Annotated in this window: 15 protein-coding genes; 12 read left to right on the top strand and 3 right to left on the bottom strand. The window is 65.0% G+C overall.

Going from position 1 to position 11828, the window contains the following annotated elements; translation table 11 throughout:
* Window positions 1-70 precede the first annotated feature (70 nt).
* On the top strand, window positions 71-721 hold the full coding sequence (locus RHO23_RS02385; RefSeq protein ID WP_030094755.1) for a hypothetical protein: 651 nt from the start codon (window positions 71-73) through the stop codon (window positions 719-721).
* A 29-nt stretch (window positions 722-750) separates the two neighbouring features.
* Here RHO23_RS02385 and RHO23_RS02380 read toward each other — a convergent pair whose 3' ends face one another.
* Window positions 751-1326 (bottom strand): HhH-GPD-type base excision DNA repair protein, encoded by a 576-nt coding sequence (locus RHO23_RS02380; protein WP_198528428.1) that lies wholly within the window; start codon window positions 1324-1326, stop codon window positions 751-753.
* Between the two features lie 116 nt (window positions 1327-1442).
* Here RHO23_RS02380 and RHO23_RS02375 point away from each other — a divergent pair, with 116 nt between their 5' ends.
* The 7 genes from RHO23_RS02375 to RHO23_RS02345 all read left to right on the top strand — a co-directional run bounded on the left by RHO23_RS02375 (window position 1443) and on the right by RHO23_RS02345 (window position 8163).
* Window positions 1443-1736: a hypothetical protein gene (locus RHO23_RS02375; protein WP_057963867.1), complete on the top strand. Its 294-nt coding sequence runs from the start codon at window positions 1443-1445 to the stop codon at window positions 1734-1736.
* Window positions 1733-2761, top strand: a complete 1029-nt coding sequence (locus RHO23_RS02370) for a hypothetical protein (RefSeq protein ID WP_057968183.1) — start codon at window positions 1733-1735, stop codon at window positions 2759-2761. The genes RHO23_RS02375 and RHO23_RS02370 overlap by 4 nt, the downstream gene beginning before the upstream one ends.
* A gap of 123 nt (window positions 2762-2884) precedes the next feature.
* Window positions 2885-3217, top strand: a complete 333-nt coding sequence (locus RHO23_RS02365) for a DUF485 domain-containing protein (RefSeq protein WP_070920328.1) — start codon at window positions 2885-2887, stop codon at window positions 3215-3217.
* The gene (locus tag RHO23_RS02360; RefSeq protein ID WP_423488631.1) at window positions 3214-4848 is read left to right on the top strand and encodes a solute symporter family protein; all 1635 of its coding nucleotides are present in this window, start codon (window positions 3214-3216) and stop codon (window positions 4846-4848) included. The genes RHO23_RS02365 and RHO23_RS02360 overlap by 4 nt, the downstream gene beginning before the upstream one ends.
* 44 nt (window positions 4849-4892) lie before the next feature.
* A complete protein-coding gene (locus RHO23_RS02355; RefSeq protein ID WP_070953669.1) occupies window positions 4893-6101 on the top strand; it encodes an MFS transporter in 1209 nt (402 codons plus the stop codon).
* A gap of 281 nt (window positions 6102-6382) precedes the next feature.
* On the top strand, window positions 6383-6772 hold the full coding sequence (locus RHO23_RS02350; RefSeq protein ID WP_030094748.1) for a hypothetical protein: 390 nt from the start codon (window positions 6383-6385) through the stop codon (window positions 6770-6772).
* A gap of 89 nt (window positions 6773-6861) precedes the next feature.
* Window positions 6862-8163: an acyltransferase family protein gene (locus tag RHO23_RS02345; protein WP_264921277.1), complete on the top strand. Its 1302-nt coding sequence runs from the start codon at window positions 6862-6864 to the stop codon at window positions 8161-8163.
* Here RHO23_RS02345 and RHO23_RS02340 read toward each other — a convergent pair.
* The gene (locus RHO23_RS02340) at window positions 8160-8345 is read right to left on the bottom strand and encodes a DUF5302 domain-containing protein (RefSeq protein WP_030094745.1); all 186 of its coding nucleotides are present in this window, start codon (window positions 8343-8345) and stop codon (window positions 8160-8162) included. The two genes, RHO23_RS02345 and RHO23_RS02340, sit on opposite strands and share 4 nt — an antisense overlap.
* A gap of 60 nt (window positions 8346-8405) precedes the next feature.
* On the opposite strand from RHO23_RS02340, the gene RHO23_RS02335 reads away from it, so the two are divergent.
* Genes RHO23_RS02335 through RHO23_RS02325 form a run of 3 tightly spaced genes read left to right on the top strand, consistent with a single transcriptional unit; the run spans window position 8406 to window position 10601 of the window.
* Window positions 8406-9254 carry a class I SAM-dependent methyltransferase gene (locus RHO23_RS02335; RefSeq protein WP_423488630.1) on the top strand — a complete coding sequence of 283 codons (849 nt, stop codon included), beginning with the start codon at window positions 8406-8408 and terminating at the stop codon, window positions 9252-9254.
* A gap of 2 nt (window positions 9255-9256) precedes the next feature.
* Complete coding sequence (locus RHO23_RS02330; RefSeq protein WP_070916487.1) at window positions 9257-9778, top strand: DUF1697 domain-containing protein; 522 nt, start codon at window positions 9257-9259, stop codon at window positions 9776-9778.
* 13 nt (window positions 9779-9791) lie between these two features.
* The gene (locus RHO23_RS02325) at window positions 9792-10601 is read left to right on the top strand and encodes a class I SAM-dependent methyltransferase (RefSeq protein ID WP_423488629.1); all 810 of its coding nucleotides are present in this window, start codon (window positions 9792-9794) and stop codon (window positions 10599-10601) included.
* Between the two features lie 27 nt (window positions 10602-10628).
* Here RHO23_RS02325 and RHO23_RS02320 read toward each other — a convergent pair whose 3' ends face one another.
* Window positions 10629-11273: a class I SAM-dependent methyltransferase gene (locus RHO23_RS02320; protein ID WP_423488628.1), complete on the bottom strand. Its 645-nt coding sequence runs from the start codon at window positions 11271-11273 to the stop codon at window positions 10629-10631.
* A gap of 57 nt (window positions 11274-11330) precedes the next feature.
* On the opposite strand from RHO23_RS02320, the gene tpx reads away from it, so the two are divergent.
* Entirely contained in the window at window positions 11331-11825 is a 495-nt protein-coding gene (gene tpx, locus RHO23_RS02315; protein ID WP_030094739.1) for a thiol peroxidase, read from the top strand.
* Window positions 11826-11828 lie beyond the last annotated feature (3 nt).

The following is an 11828-nucleotide window of genomic DNA, read 5'->3' as shown; positions in this document are numbered from 1 at the left end:
CACGCGTAACGGATTACCTTGGCGTTTAACACCAGTAATCACGTCTAGCGAAACAGCATTGGAGTTCAATATGTCACGGATCACCAACGTCTTCATGGGCGCGTCGATCGCGGCCTTCGCGTCGGCCGGCCTGGCGCTGGGCCTGGCGTCGACCGCCAGCGCTGACCCCATCCCCGCCCCGGGGCCGAACCCGACCAACCCCGCCGCGATCCTGGGCCAGGCAGCTTCGGGCTTCGGTAACGCGCCCGCCGCCGCACCGGTTGCTCCTGCGGCACCCGCGGCCATCGCCGCACCGGCCGCACCGGCGCTGCCGGCCGTCGCTCCCGCGGCACCGGCTGCTCAGGTTCCGGGCCTGGCTCCTGCCGCACCGGCCGCTCAGGTTCCGGGCCTGGCGCCCGCCGCACCTGCGCTGCCTCCGGCCGCTCAGGCACTGACGCCGGCAGCCGCCCAGGCGCTGTCCCCCGCGTCTGTTCCCGCAACCAGCAGCGTGCCCGGCGTTTCGCAGATCCCCGGCGCAGACGGTGTCACCCAGACCGTTGATCTGTGGGCCACCAACCTGCCCAAGCTGCTGCCTGCCGGAGTGCAGCAGACGCTGATTCCGCCGGCCCTGGTCAACGGAATCCCGGCAGCCGCAGCGGCTCCCGTCGCCGGGCTGCCCGCCGCGACCGCTCCCGGTGTTGGGGTGGTCCCGTCGGCACCGCTGTTCGCGGCGCTGCCGTAGTTCACGACACAAGCGAGGCGGTCAGGGCTTTATGCCTTGGCCGCCTTTGCTTTTGCCGCAGCCTTCATTTCTTTCTTGTGGGCGCGCACCAGCCCCAGCGACTCGCCGTCGACGACGTCCGCAACCGACAGATGGGTGTCCTTCTCGCCATAATTTCCGGCGGCCTTGCGCCAATCCTTCGGCTGGACCCCGTATTGCTTGCCGAGCAGCGCCACAAAGATCTTGGCCTTCTGCTCACCGAAACCAGGCAGCGCCTTGAGCCGCTTGAGCAGCTCGGCCCCGTCCGGATCGCCGGTCTTCCAGATGTTCTCGGCGCGGCCGTCGTACTCATCAACGATCTCCTGCGCGAGCACCTGGACGCGCTTGGCCATCGAGCCGGGGAAGCGATGGATCGCGGGCCGTTCGGAACATAAGGCCACAAACTTGTCGGGGTCGTACTCCGCAATCTGGTGCGCGTCGATACCGCCGATCCGGTCGGCGATCTTCTTCGGCCCGGCGAACGCCACTTCCATCGGGATCTGTTGATCGAGGAGCATGGCGATCAGAAGCGCTAGCGGATTCTCCTCCAGCAACTCATCGGCGGCCGGATCTTGCGCAAGCTGCAATTTCGCCAATGTGACATTCCTTCCTTCTGAACTTTGACAACGCCAGCGGTGCTACGCTACGGCAACTTGGGCGACCAAGATCACAGTGTTCGGGGAGGCTGCCGCTGTCAGGCCAATTGGACGTTGATCTAGAGGCGTTGCGCAAGCTGTCGCCGGAATTACGAGAACAGGCCCACAAACTGTGCAGCCGGGCCGACAACCCCACGAGGGTCGAAGCGGGGGATGCTCCATCGCTGACCGCCGTCAGACGACTGGTCACCGAAGTCATCCCCGAGCTACAGCGCATGTTCGCGGCGCGTTGCGTCAACATGGCTGACTTGTCCGAGCAAGCACAGACCCGGTTCGGGGATACCGAAGAGTACGTGCGCCAAACCATCCTTTCGGCCGCGTCCCTGTCGAGGCCGCAATGAAGTCGGATTACTCGGCCAGACGGTTGTTGACCAACCATCCCGAACAGTCGATCGTGCCGTTGCGCCTGGCGATGCTGACCGCCACCGAGCTGCAACATCGCGCCCAGGACTACAAACATTCGGTCGACATGCCCGGCGGCCTTCCGTGGGACGGTGAAACCGCGCGCGCGGTCCAGGACACCGCGGCCAGTGACGAGAAGACGATCTACCTGGCCACCCAGGTGCTGCTCGATGACGCCCCGAAGGCCTTGGTCACCTTGGAGTTCCAGTCGATTGAGTACCGCCGCGAGGCGGTCGACCTGTACAACGAGGCCAGCGATCATGGCTACACCGTGGCCGAGGACCTCACTGTCAGCTGGAACATGCAGCCCGATGCCAGCGCGGAGGTCATCGAGAAGGCAAACCAAAGCGCCGCCAAGTTCACGCGGGTGATGCGCAAGGCCTACGACAAGTGGTGGGCCGCCGAACTGGAAGCCCAGCAGCAGATCGACGCCATTTGCGATGAGTTGGCGGCCTCGTTCAACCCCTTCTGCGGGCTGACTCCCGCACAGGGAAATCGGGACGGGGAGCATTTCCAGGCGGACAGCCAGCGCGATCAGAGCGTGCTGAGCAGGGTCAACGCGGCATCACTCTTGGATGATCGGCAGCTCAAGGATCTCGCCGCGGGTAAGAGCGTCACCATCCCGTCCAATCAGCTGCAGTATCTGTACGAGTTCGCGCAGTCTTTCGACGGGAAGTCCGCCACCGAGATCGCCGCGATCAAAGCAGCACTGCCCGAGGAATCCCGCGATGCGATGACGCGGGCATTCGATCTGGTCTCCAACAATCAGGTCAAGTCCGGCGTGCCCTTCACCGATGGCGCCCTGAAGAACTTCATCCCCGATGTCGGCTCCGAGCCACGTCTGCCCGACGGCATCGTCAGCGAAACAATCCACCTGCCTCCGGTCGAACCGACCGATGCCGAGAAGTTCTTGCGCGCGGTCAACCAGCAGTACGGGGATGAATCGGTACACCGGAGCGTGTGAGCGGTCGCTCCCGCGGCCGGTCAGGTGAACACCTGACAAACCAGCGCCAGAAACCCCGCCGCTGTGACTCAGCTCTCATTACGCTCTCCCAGCACCCTTACAGGTACCCATAAGGAGCCAGCGTTGACCGCGATCGATCCTAGCGAGCTGTCCACCGAACGAGCCCTGGAAATCCAGAGCAGCCCGGAGTTTCAGGAACTTCGGAAGACATTGCGACGCTTTGTTTTTCCCATGACGGCATTCTTTCTCGCGTGGTACGGCCTGTACCTGGTGCTGGGCGCGTTCGCCCATGACTTCATGGCGATCAAACTCGTCGGCAACATCAACGTGGGACTCGTGCTGGGCCTTGGCCAGTTCCTTACGACCTTCGTCATCACCGGCCTCTACGTCAGATTCGCCAACCGCGAGCTGGATCCGAAGGCCGCGGCCATCCGCGCCGAGGTGGAACAGGCATGAGCACCATATCGACGCTGGCGGCCGAGACCGTCGGCAATCCAGCCACCAACATCGCGATCTTCACCGTCTTCGTCGCCGTCACCCTCTACCTCGTCATCCGGGCCAGCGGCAGCAACAAGACCGCAGAGGGCTTCTTCACCGGCGGCCGCGCCTTCTCCGGCCCACAGAACGGCATCGCCATCGCCGGCGACTACCTTTCCGCCGCAAGCTTTCTCGGAATCGCCGGGGCCATCGCGGTGTACGGCTATGACGGCTTCCTGTACTCCATTGGATTCCTGGTGGCCTGGCTGGTGGCCCTGCTTCTCGTGGCCGAATTACTGCGCAACACAGGCAAGTTCACCATGGCCGATGTGCTGAGCTTCCGGCTCAGGCAGCGCCCGGTCCGTCTGGCGGCGGCCACGTCCACCCTGACGGTGTCACTGTTCTACCTACTCGCGCAGATGGCGGGTGCCGGAGGCCTGGTGGCACTCCTGCTCAACATTCACAGCCGATGGGGCCAATCGATTGTGATCGGCGTGGTTGGCGTGCTCATGATCGTCTACGTCCTGGTGGGCGGAATGAAGGGCACCACCTGGGTGCAGATCATCAAGGCGGTCTTGCTGATCAGCGGCGCGGCGCTCATGACGGCCGCGGTGTTCGCCAAGTTCGGTTTCAACTTCTCCGACATCCTCGGCGCGGCGCAGCACGCCGTGTCCGACAGTCACACCAAAGGTGTTGCGTCCCGCGATGTTCTGGCGCCGGGCGCCCAGTACGGCGGCTCGTTGACATCGAAGATCAACTTCCTGTCGCTGGGACTAGCGCTGGTGCTGGGCACCGCCGGCCTCCCCCACGTCTTGATGCGCTTCTACACCGTGCCCACCGCCAAGGAGGCGCGGCGTTCGGTGGTGTGGGCGATCGGACTGATTGGCGCCTTCTATCTGTTCACCCTGGCGCTGGGCTACGGCGCCGCGGCGCTCGTCGGACCCGATCGCATCCTGGCGGCGGCGGGCGGGCAGAACTCGACCGCACCACTGTTGGCCTTCGAACTCGGCGGCGTGATCCTGCTGGCGGTGATCTCGGCGGTGGCCTTCGCCACGATTCTCGCGGTGGTGGCCGGGCTGACGATCACCGCATCGGCCTCCTTCGCACATGACATCTACGCCTCGGTCATCAAGGGCCACAATGTCTCTGAAGCAGAGCAGGTCCGGGTGTCGCGGATCACCGCAGTAGTGCTGGGTGTCATCGCGATTGGGCTCGGCATCCTGGCCAACGGGCAGAACGTCGCGTTCCTGGTGGCGCTTGCCTTCGCGGTCGCGGCGGCGGCCAATCTGCCGACCATCGTGTACTCGCTGTACTGGGCGCGGTTCAACACCCGCGGCGCGTTGTGGAGCATGTACGGCGGCCTGATCTCCACCATCGTGCTCATCGTCTTCTCCCCCGCCGTCTCCGGCGCCAAGACCGCGATGATCCCCGGGGCCGACTTCGCCTGGTTCCCGCTCGCCAATCCGGGCATCGTGTCGATTCCACTGGCCTTCCTGCTGGGCATCATCGGCACGCTCACCTCCAGCGACAAGGGCGATCCCGGGGTGAACGCCGAGATGGAGGTGCGCTCCCTGACGGGCATCGGCGCGGAGAAGGCGATTGCACACTGATCGTGGCGGAATGAGACAGGCCCGCCCGTGACTTACATTGGGTTGTGATTGCTCGCTTGCGCCACTCGGCCGCGTTCATCCTGCTGGCGTTCAGCTTCTCGGCAGTCATGATCGGCACCACCATGCCGACTCCCATGTACGCGTTGTACTCGCAGCAGATGCATTTTTCCGTGCTCACCACCACGGTCGTCTACGCCACCTATGCCGCAGGCGTGCTGTTCGCGCTGCTGATGTTCGGCGGCTGGTCTGATGTTCTCGGCCGTCGTCCACTGTTGCTGACCGGAGCCGGGTTCGCCATCCTCAGCTCGGTCATCTTCCTGTTCGTCGACTCGGTTCCGCTGCTGCTGGTCGCGCGCATCGTCTCGGGACTGTCCGCAGGGTTTTTCACCGGTGCCGCTACCGTCGCCGTCATCGAGGCAGCACCCGAGCAATGGCGGGGACGGGCCGCCGCCGTGGCCACCATCGCCAACACCGGCGGCCTTGGATTGGGCCCCTTGGTGGCCGGTGTTCTCGTTCAGTACGCACCCTGGCCCACACATCTGGCCTTCATCGTTCATATCGGACTTGTGTCGATCGCCGTGGTCGCGCTGCTCTTGGCACCCGAGACCGCACCGCGGCACGGAAAACTTGGTGTGCAACGCCTTTCGCTGCCTCCCGAGGTCCGGGTGACATTCGCGGCAGCAGCGACGGCGGGATTCGCGGGATTCGCGGCACTCGGATCCTTCACGGCGGTGGCACCCGGGTTCCTGTCCGGGGTACTCGGCATCGACAACCACGCGGTGGCCGGGGCAAGTGTCTTCCTGACGTTCGGATCTTCTTGTGTGGCACAGATTCTCGTCCGGCAGGTACCGGCCGCCAAGGCGCTGATCCTTGGCTGCGCCATCCTGCTGACCGGGATGCTGCTCGTTGTGGTGGCCCTGCATACTTCGTCACTGCCCTGGTACCTGGCCAGCGCCGTCGTGGTGGGCATCGGACAGGGCATCAGCTTCAGCCGCGGACTCGCCTCCATCGCCGACCGGACCCCCGAGGACAACCGTGCCGAAGTGACCTCCAGCTACTTCGTGGTCGCCTATGTGGGAATCGCCCTGCCGGTCATCGGCGAGGGCCTGGCCGCCCAAGCATGGGGACTGCGCACCGCGGGCGTCACGTTCGCACTTGCCGTGGCCGCCCTGGCCGCGCTGTGCCTGATCGCCGTCATCTGGCAAGAGCGCCCGCGCCGGGTGAAACCGGACGCACCGGTGAGCACCGGCTAATCAAGATCTGTTGCCCCCACACCCCATGACCACAGCTGTACTGCCGAAAAGGTTGGTAGCACAGCACAGTTCGCACACCCATGGCTAGACACTCGGATCAGAAATCGTTCATCCGATAGGGGTTGTCCGGGCTGTGGATCGGCGCTAAGTTGTCGGCGACCCCCGCCTACTTCGGGGTCGTTACCGGTCTTTTCAGAAGGAGTCGATGGGTCGTGCCTGAAGTCGTGCCGGATGACGGCGAAGCCCCAGTCATTGTCAGCCTCGTCGATGCGGCGGTGCACATGTACGCCTCCGCCATCGACACCCTGCCCGAACCCAGCGACGCCGAATACGGCGAACGCGTCGCCGTCGTCCTGAGCGGACTGCGCAAGCTTGAGGGCGCGATCTCGAAGGCCGCCGGCCGCAGCCGCGTGACGCCGTCGGTGATCGTCGCGCTGAGCGGGGTGCGCCATCGCTACGACGATCTGATGAAGGACGCGGCCAACAGCCCCAGCGCGACGCTGGGCCAGCGTCTGTACACCGCACGTCGGCGCGCCCGGCTCACCGCACAGGAAACCGCCAATGGCGCAGGCCTCAAGGTCGGCTTCCTGACGGCGGTTGAGTCCGAGGAGCAGGTCACCGAGGACGAGGCCGCCAAGATCAAGGACCTCATCGCCGCGCTCGGCGGCTAGTCCTACGCGGCGGGCCCAGGGGAAACTACCTAGCGAGATCGCGTAGCGACGCGCTGTGTCGGCGATCGGCACTCGGCGACGCTAGGTGCATGACGATGACTCTGGGCCTGCCCACCGCCGATGAGGTGGGCGCCGCCACGGCGGCAACGCGCGACCGCGCACTTGACGTGATCCGGATCGTGTCGCTGGTCGGCGTGGTCCTCGGGCACACCGTCATGGCGGTGAGCGCCATCGACAACGGTGTGTTGCTGTGGGGCAACCTGCTCAACGGTCGCCCCGTTTTCCAGGCACTCACCTGGGTTTTCCAGATCATGCCGCTGTTCTTCTTCGCCGGGGTTGCCGCGAGCGTGGGCTCCTGGAAGCCCGGAACCAGCTGGGGATCCTGGCTCATGCATCGCTGCACCCGCCTGTACCGCCCGGTGTTCTACTACCTGGGCTTCTGGGCGGTGGCGCTGCTGATTCTTCGGCAGATCCTGCCGCTGCACGTATACGAGCCGGTCGCGGGGGTAAGCACCCAGCTCCTGTGGTTCCTGGGCGCCTACGTGCTGGTGCTAGCGGCGGTTCCGCTGCTTGCCCGCATCACGACCACGCGGAGCATGCTCGGCGCGCTGGCCGGGATCTATCTGGGTATCGCGGCAGTTGACGTGCTGCGGCTGGGGCTGGGGGCTCCCGCCGGCATCGGATACGTGAACTTCGTGGTGTGGCTGCTGCCGGCGGTTTTAGGCGTGGGGTACCGCCGGCAGCTGATCACCCAGAAGGCGGCGCTGATACTCGCCGCAGCTGTTTTCGCGATCAACATCGCGCTGGTGACATTCGGCCCGTACACCATCAGCCTGGTCGGGGTGGCCGGCCAGAAGGTGCCGAACATGATCCCGCCGTCGCTGGTGTTGGCCGGGCACGCGATCGTCCTGTCGGCATTGGCCATCGCAGCGATGCCTGCCATCAATCGATGGGCTCAGCGCCCACGGGTCTGGTGGGCCGTGGCCATCGGCAACTCGGGCGCGATGACGCTGTACCTCTGGCACATGCCCGCGCTGCTGGGCATGCACCTGGTGTTCGATTTCCTGGGATTCCCCCGATACGACACCACGGCAACGAATTTCGTCTTCTTGTCAGTGCTTCAGGTGGTGACGATGACCATCCTGGTGACGGGCCTCTTCCTGGCCCTGCGGCCGCTGGAGAACAACCCCTTGCCCGGCTGGGACGGCGGCTACGTCGCGCATCCCGGTGTGCGCAGCGCGGCCGTCGGGGTAGCGCTGATGGCCGCCGGCGGGTTCACCCTGGCGTCAGTGGTGTGGGGGCTCAAGGGCTTTGGCCTCGTGTGCTGGGTGGTGGTGCTGGCCGGGCTGATCATCGCCCGGTCACTGGCCAGCCAGAGGCGAGTGGCTTAACCGCTCTTACGGCGGAATTCGCGATGCGAGCCGGCCCGGCCATGTGCATGGGTCGGCTTGCTTGCGGTGTCCTTGTGGTCGGCGGCGGCGTTGGCCTTGTTGTTCTTGCGGTCAAGGGCCTCGCGGAACTTGCGCTTGGCATCATCCGCGGCCGAGTCTCCGCCCGCCTTCGATTCGGTCATACCGGTCAGCCTAACCAAGGGGCAGTCCTATCGTCGCCCCATTTCACTAGCATCAGCGTCATGACCGAGTCTGATGCTCTTCGCCCCAGCGGCTCATCGGGGATCAGCGGAGACAGTCTGGAGGGCGTCTCGGCTACCACCCTGTGGACTCTGCACAACCGCGGAACCGAAGCCAAGCGGCCGGACGGTGTGATCAAGGATCCGCTGGCCGCGGAACTCTTCGATGCCATCGAGTACGACTACCGCAAGTTCGGGCGCCCGTCGCAATCGCACGGGCTGCGGGCACTGGCCTTCGACACGCAGGCACGTGTGTATCTGGCGACGCATCCCCGGGCAGCAATCGTCGCACTTGCCGAGGGCATGCAGACCAGCTTCTGGCGCCTCGGCGGAGCCGAACCCACAGCCCAATTCACTTGGTACTCAGTTGATCTGCCGCCGGTGATGGAACTGCGCAACAAGCTGCTGCCGGAGAACCAGCGGATCGTCGGGCTGGCGCAGTCGGCCCTGGACCTGAGTTGGATGGATCGGGTCGATGCCTCAGAGGGCGCGTTCATCACGGCCGAGGGTCTACTTATGTACCTGCAGCCGGAGGAATCTCTGGGGCTGATCGAGGCCTGTGCCAAGCGTTTTCCCGGTGGCCAGATGATGTTCGACAATATTCCGCACTGGTTCAGCAGGCGCACTCTGCAAGGGCTCAGGTTGTCGGACCGCTATGTGGCCCCGCCGATGCCGTTCGCGCTGACTCCCGACGAAGGCGAGGCCCTCACTTCAGTCCCGGGAGTGGTGGCCGCCGTCGACATACCGCTGCAGCCCGGCCGTGGCCTCTGGAAGTTCATCAACTCCAAGCGCCTTGATCGTGGATTTCTGCGCCGGACACGCCCCTCCATGACGCTGCTGCAGTTCGGATAGCCGTGACCAGATACGCCGCCCTGCTGCGCGGAGTGAACGTTGGTGGCATCACGATGAAGATGGCCGATGTCCGCGAAGCCCTCACCGCTGATGGATTCGCTGGTGTGACAACAATTCTCGCCAGCGGCAATGTGCTGCTGGACTCCAGCGATACCGCCTCCGCGGTCAAGGAACGGCTACAGCGGGTACTCGGCGATCGCTTCGGTTACGAGGCCTGGGTGCTGGTGTACGACCTGGACACGGTCGGCCGCATCATCGATGCGTTCCCTTGGGAGCCTGATATCGAGGACGTGCACTCCTACGTGATGTTCTGCAGCGACCCTGCGGTGCTCACCGAACTGGCAGCCCTTGGCGGCGAGCTCGATGACCGTGAACGCATCGCCGCCGGTGACGGCGTGCTGTATTGGCAGGTGCCCAAGTCGCAGACCCTGGCCAGCCCCGTCGGTAAGACGATGGGCAAGAAGCGGTACAAGTCGACGACGACCACCCGCAACCTGCGGACGTTGCACAAACTCGTTCGCTAGTACTGTGGCTGGCATGGCTGCCATTGATGCCCGCCACCTCGACGGGGTGTCGGAGACCGCGCTCATCACGCTGAATCAGCGGGCCACCGAGGCGAACCGGCCCGACGGCGTTCTTGAGGACCCGATGGCTATCGTGCTGCGCGACAGCCTCGATTACGACTACCACCACTTTGGTCGCACCCACCAGGGAATCGCGCTGCGGGCGTTGACCTTTGACAACGTTTCCAACGACTATCTCGCGGCTCACCCGCGTGCCACGGTGGTGGCGCTGGCCGAGGGTCTGCAGACCAGTTTCTGGCGCATCGACAACGGCGAGCTGAACTGGTTGTCCGTCGACCTGGAACCCATCGTGCGGTTGCGTCAGCAGTTGCTTCCGCCCTCTGATCGGCTCCGCTACATCGCGCAGTCCGCACTCGAGCACTCCTGGATGAACCAGGTCGACGACTCCAACGGCGTCCTGATCACCGCCGAGGGGCTGTTTATGTACCTGGAGCGCGATGTGGTGTTCGACCTCATCGCCGCCTGCGCTAAGCGCTTTCCCGGCGGGTGGATGGTCTTCGACACCATCCCCTGGTTGATGAGCGTCTATTCGCAGCGGCGCGGTTGGAAGCTCAGCGAGCACTACACGGTGCCGCCCATGCCGTTCTCCTTCACCGCGCACCAATACGGACAGCTGCGGGCCCTTGACGGTGTACGCACGGTGCGTGAGGTGCGGATGCCTCCCGGACGCGGAAACTTCCTGAAGCTGGCCACGCCCCTGTTCTACGACCTGCCGTTCTCTGACCGGATCAGGCCGGCGATGACGGTCGTCGAATTCGGTTGATCCGCGGGCGCTCCAAGCACGTCTGCACTACGCGGGTTTGACCGCGCGGCCGATCACGATCGACGAGGACGGCATCGGGATTCCGAATATCTTCAGCCAGTCGTCGCGCCGTTCCTCGATCTGGAACCCGGCCCGCTCGAGTGCTGCCAGCGTGTCGCGGTGCGTATGGCAGTTCCCGAACAATCGGGGCCAGAACGTCGCGTCGACCGCGCGCTGAGCCACTCCGAGCGCGCCCCCGTGGGCGACGTGCTCGAAGAAACGCACCTCACCGCCGGGCTTGAGCACTTCGAATGCCTGCGCGGCGGCACGATCGGGGTCACCGACCGAACACAACACCAGCGAGCACACCACCGCATCGAATCGGTCCTCGCCGGTGACGGTGAGATCCTCGAACACGCCGGCGGTCACCGTCACCGGGATCGCAGCGGCAGCGACCGCATCCTCGGCCTGCGGACGCAGCCCGGATTCGGGTTCCAGGGCCGTCACCGACGTCACGGTGTTCGGGTACAGCGAGAAGTTCGAGCCGGTGCCCGCGCCCACCTCCAGGACGCGTCCGGTCAGGCCCCGCAGATTCTCGGCGCGCAGCTCCTTGATCTCTGGAGGTTCGCGCCGCGCGATGGCGGACCACGTTGCCGAGAAGAACCGGTTATCGAAGCTGACGGGCGTCGTCATGCCTCCAACCTAACCCCGCTGATGCAAACAGCACACGAACTCTGGAACACTGGACCCATGGCACAGATCACGTTGCGCGGAAACCCCATCAACACGGTCGGCGAGCTTCCCGCTGTCGGCTCTCCTGCCCCGGCATTTGAGCTGGTAGGCGCCGATCTCGGCCCTGTGACCAGCGATCAGTACCGGGATAAGCCGGTGATCCTCAACATCTTTCCTTCGATCGACACCCCCGTCTGCCAGACCAGCGTGCGGACCTTCAACCAGCGTGCCGCCGAAGCGGGCGCGCCGGTGCTGTGCGTGTCCAAGGACCTGCCGTTTGCCCAGAAGCGTTTCTGCGGCGCAGAGGGCATCGAGAACGTGGGCACCGCCTCGGCATTCCGCAGCGCGTTCGGTGAGGACTTCGGCATCACCATCGCCGACGGCCCGATGACCGGGCTGCTGGGCCGCGCGATCGTCGTGATCGGCGCCGACGGCAATGTCGCCTACACCGAGCTGGTGCCCGAGATCGCTCAGGAGCCCGACTACGACGCGGTGCTCGGGGCACTGTCCTAAACC

It is taken from the genome of Mycobacteroides sp. PCS013 (assembly GCF_049532645.1).
Lineage (GTDB): Bacteria > Actinomycetota > Actinomycetes > Mycobacteriales > Mycobacteriaceae > Mycobacterium > Mycobacterium gwanakae.
Note: the sequence above shows the minus strand (reverse complement) of the source record. Positions and strands in the feature narration are given on the sequence as shown.

What these genes read in the sequence shown, in the direction of transcription:
- RHO23_RS02385 (WP_030094755.1), top strand. Translation starts at nt 71, where the DNA reads ATGTCACGGATCACCAACGTCTTCATGGGCGCGTCGATCGCGGCCTTC.
- RHO23_RS02370 (WP_057968183.1), top strand. Translation starts at nt 1,733, where the DNA reads ATGAAGTCGGATTACTCGGCCAGACGGTTGTTGACCAACCATCCCGAA.
- RHO23_RS02360 (WP_423488631.1), top strand. Translation starts at nt 3,214, where the DNA reads ATGAGCACCATATCGACGCTGGCGGCCGAGACCGTCGGCAATCCAGCC.
- RHO23_RS02350 (WP_030094748.1), top strand. Translation starts at nt 6,383, where the DNA reads ATGTACGCCTCCGCCATCGACACCCTGCCCGAACCCAGCGACGCCGAA.
- RHO23_RS02345 (WP_264921277.1), top strand. Translation starts at nt 6,862, where the DNA reads ATGACGATGACTCTGGGCCTGCCCACCGCCGATGAGGTGGGCGCCGCC.
- RHO23_RS02340 (WP_030094745.1), bottom strand. Translation starts at nt 8,345, where the DNA reads ATGACCGAATCGAAGGCGGGCGGAGACTCGGCCGCGGATGATGCCAAG.
- RHO23_RS02335 (WP_423488630.1), top strand. Translation starts at nt 8,406, where the DNA reads ATGACCGAGTCTGATGCTCTTCGCCCCAGCGGCTCATCGGGGATCAGC.
- RHO23_RS02325 (WP_423488629.1), top strand. Translation starts at nt 9,792, where the DNA reads ATGGCTGCCATTGATGCCCGCCACCTCGACGGGGTGTCGGAGACCGCG.
- RHO23_RS02320 (WP_423488628.1), bottom strand. Translation starts at nt 11,273, where the DNA reads ATGACGACGCCCGTCAGCTTCGATAACCGGTTCTTCTCGGCAACGTGG.
- tpx (WP_030094739.1), top strand. Translation starts at nt 11,331, where the DNA reads ATGGCACAGATCACGTTGCGCGGAAACCCCATCAACACGGTCGGCGAG.